Below are 16,081 nucleotides of genomic sequence, written 5' to 3'. Positions count from 1 at the left end.
TTAATCTGTCAATTTTCTTTTTATAATTATCAGTTTTCTCAATACAAGCTAAAATTAAAAAGATGAGTAATAAGGGCGTATAAAATTTCAAATTATTCAATATATTTTTTTTTAAATTACCTACAACGGTTAGTATATGGCAAGTAGGGCAGTAGAAAGAGATAAACTTCCAGGTTTGCACAGAGCCAAAGCGTTGTATTTTGTTTTTAATTTATTCATTCTTAAAAGCCAAATCAACGATTTGGCGGTCTTTGTAAATAGCACTGAACTTTCGTTAACCACCGAACGCCCTATTTGCTATATACAGTGTTGTGCGGTCGGCTTTTATTTTTCATTCTATTGGTTTCCATTTTCCTTTTTTGAAAAATACGTTGTTAAATTTTGGCGACTTAAATACCAAGTAGAAATCCCAAGCACTTCGGTAAGTTGTCGGGTTACTGGTCAATATATGGTATGTCGGTTTATCCATTTTAATTATCAGTCTTGCCGAGCGATAATTTCTAGGGTCAGTCGTTCTGATTGTCCCACGATATGTTTCCAATATTTTCTCATTCTCGGTTACATAGAAGAGAATTGAGTCTTTATCCGTTATTTCAAAACGAAAATGGTTGTATTGCCAATCAGTCTGTTTGCCTTTGAAATAATCCCTATTAATAACATATTCTCCATAGTAATCGTCCTTGTCCAATTCTGTCTTTGAAGTTAACCACTGAATGATACCTGATAGAAGTACAAGTCCAAAAATTCCTAACCAAATGAACCCAAGTATTTTTCCGATAAACAACTTTCTCGATAGAAGCCAAGCTATCAATAGAATTCCTGTCAATGGGACAAGAATGAAAATGAAGAATAAATTAAATCCAAATCCCATTTTTAATTCTTAGTTGTCATTTTTGTTGCTGCCGCACAACGTGTTATATCCGAACAAATATAACGGTTTATATATACAAATCACCCGGATAACACAACTTTTTGGTTTTGGTTACCAGAATATAAATTCACTAAACTTACGACTGATAAGTAAAAAATCTGCGAGTTTTACTGATCTGATTTTATATCAAAATCTAATAATTCTTTAGGATTTACATTTAAAACTTTTGCAAACTTGTATAGGGTTTTTAATGTCATATTAATCTTACCCTTTTCGTATTTACTTATTTCAGAGGTTTCTAAACCAGTATGAAAGCTTATATCACTCTGCTTTTGACCATTCAATTCTCTATAACTTTTTAAATTTTTCCCAACTTGAAATAAAAATTGCTTTAAATCATCCATTATTATTAATTGACTAGATAGGGAAGTTCTTTCCGTAGGTTTGCTCAAATTCTGAGAAAAGTTTTTTGAGGGAATAATTTTCTTGTCTACAAATGTTATAAATAGTTGAAATAGGTAAGTCGTAACCTTCTTCAGTTTTTATTTTACTAATAGTAGAGGAAGATAAACCACACATAGCAGCATATTTATTTTGTGAAATCTCATTACCTTCCTTGTCATAAAATTTTCTGAGAAATTTCTCCGCTATAAAGTTGCATAACTTCTTATTTACTATAAAATTAGTTTTGTTATGCTTTTCCGAAGGAGTCATTAGAAATTCTTTTAACTCAAAAAAAATAATTATTAAAAAAATAACTGTTCGCTATAACGAACGATTTAATTTTTTTTATATATTTGTGAATATTATAAATTTGCAATTCTTCAAAATAGTATAATATTGAAGCTATTGCTTAGAATCTCGAACAGAAAACTGGTAATTTTTAGCACACGAGAGGATAAGTATTAAGCTCACGACCTAGGCGTGGGTTTTTCACTTATTGTGTGCGAATGGCATACCAGTGCCACTGTTCAATAAGCTGAGACCTGCGCCTTTTTCTTTTTAATAAGAACAGGCCATAAGGATGTTAATAAAGCTAAATAAGTTACTACTTAATAGAGCTGAATTACAAGACCTGTGTTTATTATTACAGTAATCATCTTTTAAAAACCAATTGTCAAACTTTATTCATAAGGAAAAGTCTGGGATACTTCCTAGATACTCCATAGATAAGCCCATGGAATGTGTACGGTTTTTCTAATCAGAAACCAATCAAACCACATTTATACAGTGGTTTCATTTCAATCAATCGCAGTGATAATTATAGGTATGCATAAGGGCAAGAAGAGTACCTACGCCCGGGTCGGGTTAACTGTTTAAAACAAAAGCTTATGAGGTAAACTAATATCCATAAAAAAGCCCTCTCTATACTTTGGCGAGACAGAGAAGGCGTGTATTAACTAAACTCAAATATTTAACTAATTACATTTCAAAAATATGAAATTTTTATTCAGATCCTGCCTTAGGCTAAGTATTTTCTTAGTCCTGAGCAGCTGGGCTATTCCTTGCACGGGACAACAGCAAATATCGGGTACCGTAACCAATACCGATAATATGCCCATCCCCGGGGTAAATATTACCTTTAAAAATAAACCTGGTGGTACAACCACTAATTTTGATGGGCAATATGAGCTTAACGCACAAGCACAAGACAGCTTGGTATTTGCTTATCTAGGCTATCAAACGCAAACGATTGCGGTCGCCAATCAAACACAAATCAATATTACCTTACAAGAAGAAGAAAATTCTTTAGGCGATCTGGTGATCAATGCCGGGTATTATACCACCACCGAGCGAGAACGCACGGGAAATATTGCCAAAGTTACTGCGGAAGAAATAGAGCTGCAACCCTTGGTTAGCCCTTTAGAGGCCTTGCAGGGTAGAATGGCAGGGGTAGAAGTAAACTCTGGAGGTAACTTACCGGGATCTGCGCCTACAATTCGAATACGGGGGCAAAACAGTTTACGAACAGAAGGCAATTACCCCTTGTACATCATCGATGGGATGCCCATTAATTCAACGCCTTTAGAGAGCAACAGTAACCTCAGTTCTTCAGGCATCGATCCGTTAAGTACCCTTAACCTTTCTAATATAGAGAGCATTGAAGTACTTAAGGATGCCGATGCAACCGCCATTTATGGCTCAAGAGGAGCTAATGGGGTGGTACTCATTACAACAAAAAAAGGAAAATCGGCAAAAACAGAAGTGCAAGCACGCGTATATACAGGAATCTCTACTTTTCCTAATCATATTGATATGCTCAATACCTCTCAATATCTTCAGATAAGACGAAGAGCTTTCGAAAATGATGGGGTAGAGCCGGATCAATATAATGCTTACGATCTGGTACTCTGGGATCAGCAAAGAAATACCGATTGGCAGGAAGAGTTTTTTGGAGGAAATGCACCGGTTACCGATGCCAATATAAGCGTATCGGGAGGTAATCAAACTACAAGTTTTAGAGTAGGAGGAGCTTATTTTAATCAGGGTACTATTTATAGAGGAGATTATAACTATGAACGGTTTACCGGTAATGCTCAACTAAATCATCATTCCAAAGATCAAAAGTTTACCCTCAATTTCAAGACAAATTATGGGGTTACCCAAAATGAACTGGTTGGGTATTTAGACCTTACCAATACAGCATTTAATTTAAGCCCAAATGCACCTTCACTATTTTTAATCAATGGAGAATTAAACTGGGAAGAGTGGGGGGAAGCAGGATTAAATAATCCACTTTCGGGTTATTATAACCGTAGCCAAACCCGATCTAACAACAGTATTTCAAATTTAGGTCTTTCTTACAGTCCTTTGGAAGGTTTAGAGGTAAAGACAAACTTAGGGTATACTTTCTTTACCAGTAGAGAATTGGTAAAAAGACCCAAAAAGTCTTATAACCCGTCAAGTTGGGAAAGTTTAGAACATCGCTCGACACATTTAGATCAAGAAAGAGCGTCTTGGATCATTGAACCACAAATAAACTACAATAAAAAAATAAGTAAAGGAACGATAAGTGCTATTGTAGGAGCTACTTTTCAAAAAAGTACAGATTTTGGGAGAGGTTTATATGGTGAAGGTTACGTGACCGAAAGTCTGATCGGAAATTTAACCGCTGCCGACCGTGTAAATTCAGTATCCAATAGAACTCAGGAATATCGTTATGCTGCTATTTTTGGGAGACTGGCTTATAATTGGCAAAAGAAATATTACCTAAACCTCACCGGTCGAAGAGACGGTTCTTCTCGTTTTGGTCCCGGAAAACAATTTGCCAATTTCGGTGCCGTAGGTGCTGCTTGGATCTTTTCTGAAGAAAGTTTTATGGATCCTTTAAAATTTCTATCCTTCGGGAAATTGAGAGCGAGTTATGGAAGTACGGGAAATGATCAAATTGGAGATTACGGTTACTTAGATGCCTATGAGGCCACTTCCGGTCCCGGAGGTTTATATCCGGTAGGTTTAGCAAATCCCGATTATTCGTGGGAGGTGAATAAAAAATTAGAAGTAGGGATTCAGCTTGGGTTCTTGAAAGATCGTATAAATATTGGAATTAGCAGGTATCAAAACAGATCATCCAATCAATTGGTGGGTTACCCTTTGCCTAGTATTACTGGTTTTACTACCGTTCAGGCTAATTTAGGAGCCACGGTAGAGAATAAAGGATGGGAAATAGAATTTTCTAGTTTAAACTTTCAGCAAGATAATTTTAGTTGGCGAACTTCATTCAATCTTACGATTCCGGAGAATAAGTTAATTAGTTATCCCAATTTACAACAATCTTCTTATGCAAATACCTATCGAATCGGTGAGCCTTTAACTATTGGTCTACGCTATCATTATGAAGGGATTGATGATGAAACAGGGCTTTATCAGGTGAGAGATGTGAATGGTGATGATCAAATAGATTATCAGGATCGTACTTTAATTAAAAATAATGGGCGTCAGTATTTTGGAGGCCTTTCGAATACCTTAAAAGTTCATGACTTTTCATTGCAATTCTTATTTCAATATGTAAAGCAGGAAGGTACAATTTCAATGGTAGATGCCGGAAGCTTAGGAAATCAAAGAAGTATTGTTAGCCGGGCATTAGAGGGGCAAGGGCAGTTTCAAACCATTTCTCAATCTTACGAATCTTCGATTGCGTATTCCAATTACTTAACTACTGCTTTGCCCTATTCTGATGCTTCTTTTCTTCGGTTAAAAACACTTAGCCTGTCTTATCAATTACCCGAGCGCTTTCTCCCAATTGTAGGCATTTCAGGCTTTACGGTTTTTGCCAATGCACAAAACCTGTTTACTTGGACTCCTTATGAGGGCCTAGACCCGGCTATGCCTAATGGAGGAAGAAGCTTTTCAGCCTTAAGAACAATAGCTGCCGGGGTCGAACTTAATTTTTAATACTAAAACTTTTATTTATGAAATATATAATCATATCACTTCTCTGCCTGTCCTTATGGGCTTGTGAAGATTTTGTAGAGATCGATCCGCCCAATACGATCGTGACCAGTGAAGTAGTTTTTGATAGTGATGAAACTGCCTTAAGTGCTGTTAAAGGTATTTACAATCAGCTTTATCCACGGGCATTTAGCTCAGGAGGGGAAAATAGTGTAACCGTCTTAGCAGGTTTATCTGCCCATACGCTTACAAATTTGCGGGTAACCAATTTAGATTATATAGAGTTTAAAGATCATGCATTAATGCCCGATAACATCAGAAATACGGCATTATGGTCGAGTGCTTATAATATCATATACATGTGTAATTCTGCACTGGAAGGAATCCGGAATTCATCAGCAATCAATGAAGAACTTGCTCAACACCTGGAAGGTGAAGTTAGGTTCATACGCGCTTTTTCCTTTTTCTATTTGGTCAATCTGTATGGTGAGGTTCCTTTAACATTAACAACAAACTATCAACTTAATGCCGGTTTAGAGAATAGTTCTACAGAAGCGGTCTACGAACAGATCCTTTTGGATTTAGAGCTGGCCTTAGCTCAATTGCCTCTAAGCTATAGAGAGAATGATCGCATTTATGCGAATTACTATGCAGCTTCAGCATTAATGTCTAGAGTGTATGTATACCTTGAAAATTGGCAACAAGCAGATTTTTATAGTACTCAGCTCATAAATAATTCTGATAGTTATGCACTTGAGGAAGACTTAGATGATGTTTTTCTGGCCAATAGTAATGAAGCGATCTGGCAAATAACCCCTAGAGGGTCAGGAAGTTCTATGACCTATACGAATGAAGGGGGGACATTCTTGTTTCATCCGGTATTGAGTTCGCTTACGAGAGTCGCTTTATCCAATGAATTTGTAAGCAATTTAGACACTAATGATTTGCGCTATCAGCATTGGGTGGGGTATCATAGTGGTACAGAAAATTACTATGCCCACAAATATAAAGACCGAAGTAGTATCGATAACCTAACGGAATATTCGATGGTTCTTCGATTAGCAGAGCAATATTTAATTAGAGCAGAAGCCCGAGCTAGACAAAATGATGTACAGGGTGCAATAGCAGACCTCAATATGATCAAAAATAGAGCAGGTATTGATCTGCTCTCAACATCTGATCCGGCAATTACGCAACAAACATTGCTTGAGGAAATTCTTGAGGAAAGAAAAGTAGAATTATTTACAGAATGGGGGCATCGTTGGCTCGATCTTAAACGCACAGGGAACATCGATGATTTTTTTGAGGGGGATTCTAATTGGGAAACTAATGATATGCTATATCCTATTCCTGAAAATGACCTTATCACCAATCCAAATCTACTACAAAACCCGGGCTATTAAAATGATACAGTTAAGAGTTTTAATTTTGTTGATGATTAGTTTTTTCAATATAGCTACAAGTGTTGGTCAAGACAATGAGCAGGGAAATTTAGGTAATTTAGCTTTGGATCAATCGATCACTTATGGGAAACTAAAGAATGGGTTAACGTATTACATTAAACCCACAGAAAATGAGTCTTCAAAAATTTATATGAGACTTTATCTAAAGGCAGGTTTTGATAAACAGGATGAAGATCAACTGGACATCGCTCACATGCTTGAACATTTAGCATTTAGAAATGGAATAAGAGATGATGAACAGCTTTTAAATCAATTAGGGATGACACGCAAAGATCAATTTGCCAATACGTCATTTAAGTATACCGAATACTCTTTTGATATTCCCACTACAAATCCAAAAGCATTAGACACAGGTTTTCAGTTTTTTAAAGATATCGCTGTTCATACTGATATGTCTTCAAAAGCAATAGATAGTGAAAGAGGAGCCATCAAGGAAGAGATTTACTACCGTAACGGGGATAACTTGCCACAGTTCTATTTAGAGACGAAATTAGATTCGTATTTATTTCCGTCAATCCACGATTACTCAGAAGTAATAGCGCATTATGATTCTTTCGATGCAGAGGTAGTAAGGCGCTATTATAGAGATTGGTACCGTCCCGATCTGATGGCTGTAGTTGTTGTAGGTGCTATAACACAACCTGAAAAGATTGAAGAAAAGTTAAAAGAATTTTTTAAAAGTCTGAAAAATGAGAAGGGAAATCGGGAACTTCTGGATAAAGACTCATTATTTTTTAAGTCAAAACCTAACTTCAAGTCCATTCAGAAACAACCATCAACTCAAGAATTTGTTATCGAGAAATCAGAGTTGACTTTATTTTATAGAGATTCACTTACTTATCATAACTTAGGTAATTACTTAGGGCTCTCAAGACTTCAATATTGGAGTATGCTGCAACAAATTCTAAATCACAGGATACAAGAGGCTTTACAAGTTTATAATCCTAAATATCAGGCAGCCATTAGTTATTCTGAAAAGGAGATGTACCCGACGGGTCTGCATATAAAACTTTCAATTCTAAATAACTACGAACAAGAAGCGCTTCAACAGGTCATCGGTATTATTAAAAATTTAAAACAAAATGGTATTGAGGAAGATGAATATAAAGAAATATTGAATAGTCGCACCCCACCATCGAGGGCTTCTGTAAATAAGGATGATTTTTATTGGATAAAGGAAATACGCAGACACTTTGTAGCCAATGAGGCTCTACCGGAAGAAAAAGAGAAATGGCTGACTGAAAATTTTAAAAAAACATCACTTTCAGATTTTAATTCATTTATTCATCAGAACTTAAAATTATATCCCGATGATTTAGGGATTATTTCAACTGCTAAAATGGATTCATTAACTTTAAAAAAATGGATAGAAAGTTCACCAGCTCTGCAACCTAAAGGAAGATCGACTAAAAAAGATAATGAGTGCTTAACAATTGAGGTAAATTCTAATCAAAAAAATGTGCCCATTGATTACCGATATGATAAAAAATTGGAAGTTGGTGAATATATCTTAGCTAATGGTATAAAGGTAATTATAGATCATCAACAAGTTAAGGATGATGTAATTCGACTGCACGGCTTTACCGGTTATGGAGCAGCTAGTTTCTCACCAAAAGATTATTACTCTGCCATCAATAGCCCAGATATAATTAATAACAGTGGAATAGCTTGTTTAAATAAATTTGAACTAAAAGACTATCTGTCAACCACAAGTTTGTGGAAATTACCACAGCCCTATATCTCTTATCAAGAGAGTGGTATTAAAGCAGTATCCGAAACTAGGGATTTGGAATTAATGCTGAAGTTGACTTCCTTGTACTTTACTCAAGTGAATAAAGATAAGGAAGCTTATAAGGATTGGAAATTTCTTCAATTACAAAAATTTTCTAACCCACCGTTTAGTTTAGGTTCCGCTAGTTTAAAAGATACAATCCGTAATTTAACGGGTGACTTTACTAAAAACCCTATTGGTAGGCAACGATATCAGGGTATATTCAAAACCGATTTTGACAATGCCTATGATATCTACAATAAATTATTTTCTAATGCTAAACGATTTACATTTTTATTCACCGGGTTGCAAAATATCAGTAAAAATTTAGCCTTGATAAATAAGTATCTTGGAAGTATTCCAACAGAAGAGAAATTACGTTTTCAAAGTATAAGAAATCGAATAGAAAGTACATCATTAACTCAAGGGGAACCAGTAATCATTCGTCAAAATGATCATCAAAAAAACAGAACCAGCTTAAGAGTAAGTTTCTTAATGCCTAATAAATATAGTGTTAGTAGTAATCAAATTTTTCATTTGGAAACTCAATTAGAGCTGTTGGCTAGAATCATAAAGGCTAAAATTACTGAATTAAGATATAAAAAAGGGTTTCCTTTATATGATTATGCAACAGTCGGAAAGTTTAACGAGGCTATGAATCGTTTTGAGTTTCAAATTCAAGTCAATTCACAAGATAGTAAAATTAAAGAGTTACAAAAAGAATTAGATTTTATAGTAAAAAATCTTTGTGAAGATTTATCCGAAGATATATTCCATCAGGAGAAGAAACGAATAATTCAGGGAATTGATTTTAAACAGGAGTTCTTGAATGAAAGAGAAAAAAAATTATATAACTATTACAGGTATCAAAAACCTTTGATCAGTATCCAACAACATAAAAATTACCTTACTGATCTAAAACTAGAAAATTTTTTAAAAGATATGACTAATTTTATCGAACAAAATAGTAAAATGGAATTTATATTCTTGTAAAACAATAGTAAATAATAAAAGCACTGGAGAAAATCTCCAGTGCTCCTTTTTAGATTATGAAATAATTAGAATAACTCAATAGGATTAGGGTTATTCGTATTTTTGGCCACAGTTAAGTCTTCATCATCAAAAACTTGATATTCTGTTCCATTAGGCTCTAATTGAACGCTACAATTTAGTGTTCCTGCTCCGCACTGCATTTCAGAAATACGAACTACTCCGGCATCGGTAGAGATAAAATCAAAATCCGGATTTACTACAGTTCTAGCTGTAGTAAAGGACATCGCGGTTGTAAAAATTACCGCTAACAACGGAATTAAAAATTTACTTTTCATAATATTTAAATTTTAAATGAATAATATGCCTACTATTTTATACAGGTGTTCAGCTTCCTCCTGGTTTTGTCGCGCAACAAAACAGGTAGTGTTATTTTATTTTTAAACCTCGTAACTGTAATAAACCTATTAGAAATAAAAATAAGCTTAGTGTAAAGTATAAGTGACCATACCAACCCAGTAGCGGTAGAATAGTCCTACACGTACAGGGGATTTCTTCTTGAAAAAATAAGAGGTTGATCAAATATCCGCTATAGACTATCAATACTATCAAAGAGATATACAGACCAATATTTTTCTTAGGATAAAACAAAAGAGTTAAAGAGGTGATTATTTCTACAATAGGAATCCCCAAACTTAATCCTTCAATAATAAGCTGGTTTTTGATATTGATTGAATTCAGTAAGGTATGGTAAAAAAGATCGCCTTCCCATAATTTCCTTAAACCGGTATAGAGAAATAATATGCCTACTATAACCGGAGAAATTTTTAAGATGTACGCTTTGGTTTCCATAACCCTTTCTTTTAATGAGGTTAAAGTTAAGGAAGCAAAAATGTTTTTAAGGGATAAAAAACTGTCTATAAGGGATTTATTCTTATTTAACCCTATAAAACACTAAATTTAATTATTACTATTTCTGAACTTTTTAGGGGATTTTCCATATTTCTTTTTGAATGATTTTAAAAAATGGGAGTAGTCTTTAAAACCAAATTGAAAGGAGATAGATTTTAAAGGAAGTTGGGTACTTTCGATTAAGGTATTAGACATTTCAAGACGCTTTTCTAAATGAAATTTAAATACAGTAATCCCATAAATGGTTTTGAATCCTTTTTTTTAGTTTGTACTCGTTTAGATTAGCACTTCGGACAATGATTTGCAATGTTTGGAGGTTATCCAAGAAAATCAAGAAAACTCCGGCAAAAAAATCGCAATGGATCAGCAAACCCGCACTGTTTTCATATTGTTCAAATTAAATGAATTAAAGCAAATTCTCTCAACTTAGTGTCTAACCTAATCTAGTAATTTCAATAGTAAAATGAATGAGTAAAAAAGAAGAGAAGTAAATTTAGAAACTAGAAACTAGAGATTTGAGTTGAGCAAAGTTCATTACGTTCCATTCATAATTCATCATCAACAAATAGCTGCTCCATAGCAACGTCCTATTGTGAGCAGTGTGAGTCCAGTGTGCTCGCATAACTAGACCATTGCACAGCACTTTATAGTGCACTCAAATTGGAATTATACTTTTTATATTATATATACGCTATGAGTATACCTCTCATAGCGCGTTTACAGAAAATCTACCGTTCTAGCAATATGGGTATTTATTTTGAGCACATCAAATAGGTTTCTGGAGGTAATTGTTCTCCTTTTTTATAATGTGACTCGTTTTATGGGCAATTTTTTATTAAATAATAGGGAGGTATGCATGATTTTGAAAGTAGATGAAACTACTTTCGCTCCTTTTTTCTGTCTTCCAAACGTTGTTTAAAACTTGATGTATTTCTTTGGTTACGTTTAGATTTATTACGTTTATTGTTTGCGATCACCAATACGAATAAAAACACTAATACTGCCGAAACAAGTAGAATTTGAGTTAGTGGTGAAAAATTATTGAGGTTCATAAGTCCGCTTTTTCTATTTAAAGTCTAATTTTAAAATGTTCTTTGGCTTGTTCAGTTCTAAAAAAAACCAAGCCTAATAAAAAAGTATCTATCGTTACTCTAACTTCGGGGTGATTTTTAATTTCTTCCCACATGCTCAAGTTCTCTTTAGAATGATAGATATTATTAAAGACAAAAACACTGTCATTGTGTTTTAGTTTTAATAGCGTAGAGAAATAGGTATTGAAATCATTTTTAGAACAGAGTTTGTTCACGTAAACTAAATCTACTTGCTGTTGATGGGGAGTTGGTAACTCAGAAAGTTTGCTGATAGTATCTGGTAAATTCTCGAAATTAGCTTCTTTTAAAAGTTGAAAAGAGATACGATTAGCTTCATGATCATCTTCAATCACTTGAATGACTGTTTTTAAATTTGCAGCTAAACTAGCGGTAACTAAATGAAGCGAAGAGCCAAATTCGAGCACAGATTGTACCGATAAGTATTCAGAAAGTCTAAATAGAAGCTTGCTTTTTTTATTAGAAAACTTGTTTTTCTTAGCTAAGGTTGAAATTTTTACTTTTCTAATTTGATCATCTTCTTTTAAAGTAACTTCACCTTCAGTTTTAAATAGACGAGTTCGATAAGTTGTTATATTAAAATATTCAGGTTTATCTTTAGTGTCATAAAAACATTGAGTAACTAAATTATATACAAAAGGAGAGTGTACGCCGTGCTGATTGCTAGCGCTAGCTAAAAATTTGAAGTATGATTTAAATTGAAACCACATTTTTATAAAAGAGAATGATTAAATAATTTAGAATGAATTAGAAACTATAAAACAACCCTGAAAATAATACAGGGTGTCTTAACAGCTGTTTTATTATTGTTCCATTTTCGCTAGAAGGTCAAACCAGCGTTCTGTTTTTCTTTCAATATTACTTTCTATGCGTTGAAGTTCTATAGATTTATTCTTAATCTCATCTTCAGAGAGTTCTGTTAAAAAGTCTTTTTGTAGCTTTTCTTTTTCTTTTTCTAACCTAGAAATTTCTCGTTCTATTTTTTTATATTCCTTTTGCTCGTTGTAGCTAAGCTTTTTTTCTTCATTAGAAGTTTTCCAATCGTTTTTTTGCTTAGCTGTTTCTTTTTGCTCTTGTTTTACTTCTTTAGGAGCACTTTCATCATAAGCTCTAAAATCAGAATAATTGCCAGGAAAATCTTCTATAATTCCTTCTCCTCTAAAAACAAAAAGGTGATCTACAATTTTATCCATAAAGTAACGATCGTGAGAAACTACAATTAAACAACCAGGAAAGTCTAATAAGAAATTCTCTAATACATTTAACGTGACTATGTCTAAATCGTTGGTGGGCTCATCAAGAATTAAAAAGTTGGGATTTTGAATTAAAACCGTACATAGGTAAAGTCTTTTACGTTCACCACCACTTAATTTTTCAACAAAATCGTATTGTTTTTTTCTGCTGAATAAAAACTTCTCTAGTAATTGTTGAGCAGAAATTTGACGTCCTTTTTTTAGCGGAATATAATCGCCAAACTCTCTAATCACATCAATTACCTTTTGATTGGGCTTCACCTCAATTCCTTTTTGAGTGTAATAGCCAAATTTGATAGTTTCGCCAATCACAATTTTTCCGTGATCAGGTTTTTGACTTCCTATTAAGGTGTTGAGGAAGGTAGATTTACCAGTTCCGTTTTTACCAATAATACCCAAACGCTCCCCAGGTTGAAAGTTATAGTCGAACTTGTCAAATAGTAGTTTATCGTCATAAGCTTTAGAAATCTTATGCAATTCTACAATTTTATTCCCTAAGCGTTCCATATTAATTTCTAACTGAACTTCTTGCTCGTTTCTACGTTTGGAAGCTCGATCTTTAATCTCAGAGAAATCTTCTATTCTAGATTTAGATTTGGTGGTTCTTGCTTTAGGTTGGCGACGCATCCAATCTAATTCTTTTTTATAAAGCTGTTTGGCTTTTTCAGTATTAGTTTTTTCATTCTCTATACGGGCATCTCTCTTTTCAAGGTAATAACTGTAATTGCCTTTGTAGCTATAGAGATTACCTTCATCTAATTCTATAATTTCATTACAAACTCGCTCTAAAAAATAGCGGTCGTGTGTCACCATAAATAAGGTGAAGTTTTCTTTTTTAAAGAATTCTTCTAACCACTCAATCATTTCTAAATCTAAATGGTTGGTAGGTTCATCTAAAATAAGAAGATCTGGTTTGTCTAATAAGGTATTTGCTAGGGCTAACCTACGTTTTTGGCCACCAGAAAGTAAACTTACTTTTTGGTCAAGCTGTTCTAATTTTAACTTAGAAAGAATTTGTTTGTATTGGGTCTCAAAATCCCAAGCTTGTTTGGCATCCATCATATCAAAAGCTTTTTGATAACTTTCAGTATCGTGTGGATTCTTTAAGGCTTTTTCATATTGAGCGATAACGCGAAGTGTCTCATTCTCTGAAGCAAAAATAGTTTCTTCTACCGTTAAATTAGGGTCTAACTTTGGGTCTTGGGCTAAAAAAGCCGTTTTTAAACTGTTTCTGTAGCTAACTTGTCCGCTGTCTGGGATGTCTTCTAAGGCTAAAATATTGAGAAGCGAAGTTTTTCCGGTTCCGTTTTTTGCAATTAAACCAATTTTTTGTCCTTCATTAATACCGAAAGAAAGATCTGAGAAAAGCACGCGTTCTCCGAATGCTTTGGCAATGTGTTCTACTGAAACGTAATTCAAGATATTTTTCTTGCAAAGTAAAAATAAATTCATCAAGAAACTCATTAATCGCAACTATTTTCTTCTTTTATAATTGGTTGTTTTTTTATGAATATTTAAGTTAAAATTTTATCGATTATTGACTTTAAGTTTGTTTTAACCGTATTATTAGTAGTATAAGTGCTGTTTGTCGTATATTTGCGTTGTTAAACGACTGTCTGTTTATCATTATCGATAATGGATATTCGTTTTTAGTGAGTAGTAATATAGTACGATTAGCGCATGAGTTATTTAATTAAGCCCCAGGATGACTTCATATATGATATAGAATTTGATATGGATTTAAATCCGTATGGAATTCGTCTTAGTAGTTTGAAGTATGAGAATACTACCCATTTAACACATCGTGTTTACCGTGCTTCATTTTATAGAATGATTTGGGTTTCTAGTGGCACGGTGTCTTTAGATTTAGATTTAGAAGCTGTGACGCTAAGTAAAGATGATTTTCTGTTTATTGGGAAAAATCAAGTTTTTCAATTGAAAGAATTTGATAAATTTAATGCTTATCTTATAGATTTTACGGAGAATTTTTATGCGAGAAATCAACTTGATATAGATCTTTTACAACGTAGTAGTCTATTTTATAATGATAGCGGAATTGTGAAATTACACCTAGAAGAACCTTACAAAGAAATTTTGAAGGGTTTTTTAAGCTTCTTTAAAGGGATTAATTATAAAGAATATGATCAGTTACTTTATCAGTTTGCACATAACACAGTAGAACGTATGTTGTTATTTGCAGAGTTAAATTTAAAACTTGAAAATAATCTTACGGTACCTTTAGTATATACTAATAGTAAAGAGCATTCTTTAATTAAGCAATTTCAAAATTTAGTGGCAAATTATTATATAGCTGAAAAAGGAGTTTCTTTTTATGCTAAGCAATTAAACGTTTCTTCACGAAGTCTTGCTGCGGCTTGCACAGTAGCCAATAAACCCTCTCCTAAGCGAATAATTATAGATCGTATTTTAGTAGAGGCTAAACGACTATTAAAATTTACAGATTTAAGTGTAAAAGAGATTACCTACCGTTTAGGTTACGATCAATACAATAGTTTTATCAAATTGTTTACCTCTAATGTAGGATTAACTCCTATGAATTTTAGAGAAAAATTTCATTAGGGATTTAATCTTAACAAAAACTTAAATTAGATTTTTTTCATTTGTATTTAATCTGTATTTTTAAAACACTGATTTTTAGCGATTTAATAGTTTGGCTTTAAATAAATTACATTTAATCTTTAGATTTTGTTTTTAATCGATAATATTTTTTATCTTTGTACCAGATAAAGAGTTTAAATTTTTCGATTAAGTGTATTTAAAAACTGTGTTTCATATGATTTTGTTTGGTCTGTTAGTTACGGCAACAGGTTTTTCTCAGCAAAAAGCAGAGGTGCAGTTTAGTGTTCATTTAGGAGATTTTCAAAGTATCGTTATTAATTCATCACAAAATCAGGTAGGAGTTCATCTTGATTCTAAAGAAGATGTTTTAAGCGGTAAAGGGGTTCAGCAGAATGACCATATTAAAATTACCAGTACTTCTCAGTATCAGGTTAATGTGTCTTCTTCATCAGAATTAATGGGAGTTCAAGATGAAATACCTGCTGGTATGATACAAATCACACCATCAACAGGGACTACTATGGTCAATTCTACAAATCATCAAATAGATTATTCTAAAATTTCATTATCTACACAGCAGCAAACAATTATTAATTCTTCTAAAGGGGATATAGAGCGTTCATTTAATATGAACTATTTTGTAAAAGGAGGAGTTGATTTGTTAAAAAAAGCTAAAGGTAATTATAAAACCACCATATCTTATAGTATTATACCTAATTAATAGTTTTTAAGTCGCTTGT

General features: G+C 33.4%; 13 protein-coding genes. 5 read left to right on the top strand and 8 right to left on the bottom strand.

Annotation, left to right across the window (positions count from 1 at the left end; translation table 11 throughout):
* Positions 1 to 331 precede the first annotated feature (331 nt).
* From KW502_RS08555 to KW502_RS08545, 3 genes are all read right to left on the bottom strand, one after another.
* On the bottom strand, positions 332 to 871 hold the full coding sequence (locus tag KW502_RS08555; RefSeq protein ID WP_219040133.1) for a hypothetical protein: 540 nt from the start codon (positions 869 to 871) through the stop codon (positions 332 to 334).
* 167 nt (positions 872 to 1,038) lie between these two features.
* The gene (locus KW502_RS08550; protein ID WP_219040132.1) at positions 1,039 to 1,275 is read right to left on the bottom strand and encodes a helix-turn-helix domain-containing protein; all 237 of its coding nucleotides are present in this window, start codon (positions 1,273 to 1,275) and stop codon (positions 1,039 to 1,041) included.
* Between the two features lie 13 nt (positions 1,276 to 1,288).
* Positions 1,289 to 1,585 (bottom strand): helix-turn-helix domain-containing protein, encoded by a 297-nt coding sequence (locus KW502_RS08545; protein ID WP_219040131.1) that lies wholly within the window; start codon positions 1,583 to 1,585, stop codon positions 1,289 to 1,291.
* Positions 1,586 to 2,308: 723 nt separating this feature from the next.
* Between KW502_RS08545 and KW502_RS08540 the strand changes: the two genes are divergently transcribed.
* The 3 genes from KW502_RS08540 to KW502_RS08530 are packed head-to-tail and all read left to right on the top strand — an operon-like array spanning position 2,309 to position 9,490.
* Positions 2,309 to 5,266 carry a SusC/RagA family TonB-linked outer membrane protein gene (locus KW502_RS08540; RefSeq protein WP_219040130.1) on the top strand — a complete coding sequence of 986 codons (2,958 nt, stop codon included), beginning with the start codon at positions 2,309 to 2,311 and terminating at the stop codon, positions 5,264 to 5,266.
* 17 nt (positions 5,267 to 5,283) lie between these two features.
* Positions 5,284 to 6,666: a RagB/SusD family nutrient uptake outer membrane protein gene (locus KW502_RS08535; RefSeq protein ID WP_219040129.1), complete on the top strand. Its 1,383-nt coding sequence runs from the start codon at positions 5,284 to 5,286 to the stop codon at positions 6,664 to 6,666.
* A 1-nt stretch (position 6,667) separates the two neighbouring features.
* Positions 6,668 to 9,490: a M16 family metallopeptidase gene (locus KW502_RS08530; RefSeq protein ID WP_219040128.1), complete on the top strand. Its 2,823-nt coding sequence runs from the start codon at positions 6,668 to 6,670 to the stop codon at positions 9,488 to 9,490.
* 65 nt (positions 9,491 to 9,555) lie between these two features.
* On the opposite strand, the gene KW502_RS08525 is transcribed toward KW502_RS08530, so the two are convergent.
* From KW502_RS08525 to KW502_RS08505, 5 genes are all read right to left on the bottom strand, one after another.
* Complete coding sequence (locus KW502_RS08525) at positions 9,556 to 9,825, bottom strand: DUF6520 family protein (RefSeq protein WP_219040127.1); 270 nt, start codon at positions 9,823 to 9,825, stop codon at positions 9,556 to 9,558.
* A 91-nt stretch (positions 9,826 to 9,916) separates the two neighbouring features.
* Positions 9,917 to 10,339 (bottom strand): MauE/DoxX family redox-associated membrane protein, encoded by a 423-nt coding sequence (locus KW502_RS08520; RefSeq protein ID WP_219040126.1) that lies wholly within the window; start codon positions 10,337 to 10,339, stop codon positions 9,917 to 9,919.
* Between the two features lie 108 nt (positions 10,340 to 10,447).
* Positions 10,448 to 10,642: a helix-turn-helix domain-containing protein gene (locus tag KW502_RS15610; protein ID WP_219040139.1), complete on the bottom strand. Its 195-nt coding sequence runs from the start codon at positions 10,640 to 10,642 to the stop codon at positions 10,448 to 10,450.
* Between the two features lie 826 nt (positions 10,643 to 11,468).
* On the bottom strand, positions 11,469 to 12,218 hold the full coding sequence (locus KW502_RS08510; RefSeq protein WP_219040125.1) for a class I SAM-dependent methyltransferase: 750 nt from the start codon (positions 12,216 to 12,218) through the stop codon (positions 11,469 to 11,471).
* Positions 12,219 to 12,311: 93 nt separating this feature from the next.
* The gene (locus tag KW502_RS08505; protein ID WP_219040124.1) at positions 12,312 to 14,180 is read right to left on the bottom strand and encodes an ABC-F family ATP-binding cassette domain-containing protein; all 1,869 of its coding nucleotides are present in this window, start codon (positions 14,178 to 14,180) and stop codon (positions 12,312 to 12,314) included.
* Between the two features lie 261 nt (positions 14,181 to 14,441).
* Between KW502_RS08505 and KW502_RS08500 the strand changes: the two genes are divergently transcribed.
* Entirely contained in the window at positions 14,442 to 15,341 is a 900-nt protein-coding gene (locus KW502_RS08500; protein WP_219040123.1) for a helix-turn-helix domain-containing protein, read from the top strand.
* Between the two features lie 214 nt (positions 15,342 to 15,555).
* Positions 15,556 to 16,062, top strand: coding sequence for a hypothetical protein (locus KW502_RS08495; RefSeq protein ID WP_219040122.1), 507 nt, complete (start codon positions 15,556 to 15,558; stop codon positions 16,060 to 16,062).
* Positions 16,063 to 16,081: the final 19 nt, after the last annotated feature.

The organism is Mesonia aestuariivivens, assembly GCF_019311235.1.
In the GTDB taxonomy this organism is placed as follows: domain Bacteria; phylum Bacteroidota; class Bacteroidia; order Flavobacteriales; family Flavobacteriaceae; genus Mesonia; species Mesonia aestuariivivens.
The sequence above is the reverse complement of the archived record's forward strand: the minus strand, read 5'-3'. Positions and strand labels throughout refer to the sequence as shown.

Excerpts from the sequence above, each read along its gene's own strand:
- KW502_RS08555 (WP_219040133.1), bottom strand. The coding sequence starts at position 871 with ATGGGATTTGGATTTAATTTATTCTTCATTTTCATTCTTGTCCCATTG.
- KW502_RS08550 (WP_219040132.1), bottom strand. The coding sequence starts at position 1,275 with ATGGATGATTTAAAGCAATTTTTATTTCAAGTTGGGAAAAATTTAAAA.
- KW502_RS08545 (WP_219040131.1), bottom strand. The coding sequence starts at position 1,585 with ATGACTCCTTCGGAAAAGCATAACAAAACTAATTTTATAGTAAATAAG.
- KW502_RS08540 (WP_219040130.1), top strand. The coding sequence starts at position 2,309 with ATGAAATTTTTATTCAGATCCTGCCTTAGGCTAAGTATTTTCTTAGTC.
- KW502_RS08535 (WP_219040129.1), top strand. The coding sequence starts at position 5,284 with ATGAAATATATAATCATATCACTTCTCTGCCTGTCCTTATGGGCTTGT.
- KW502_RS08530 (WP_219040128.1), top strand. The coding sequence starts at position 6,668 with ATGATACAGTTAAGAGTTTTAATTTTGTTGATGATTAGTTTTTTCAAT.
- KW502_RS08525 (WP_219040127.1), bottom strand. The coding sequence starts at position 9,825 with ATGAAAAGTAAATTTTTAATTCCGTTGTTAGCGGTAATTTTTACAACC.
- KW502_RS08520 (WP_219040126.1), bottom strand. The coding sequence starts at position 10,339 with ATGGAAACCAAAGCGTACATCTTAAAAATTTCTCCGGTTATAGTAGGC.
- KW502_RS08510 (WP_219040125.1), bottom strand. The coding sequence starts at position 12,218 with ATGTGGTTTCAATTTAAATCATACTTCAAATTTTTAGCTAGCGCTAGC.
- KW502_RS08500 (WP_219040123.1), top strand. The coding sequence starts at position 14,442 with ATGAGTTATTTAATTAAGCCCCAGGATGACTTCATATATGATATAGAA.
- KW502_RS08495 (WP_219040122.1), top strand. The coding sequence starts at position 15,556 with ATGATTTTGTTTGGTCTGTTAGTTACGGCAACAGGTTTTTCTCAGCAA.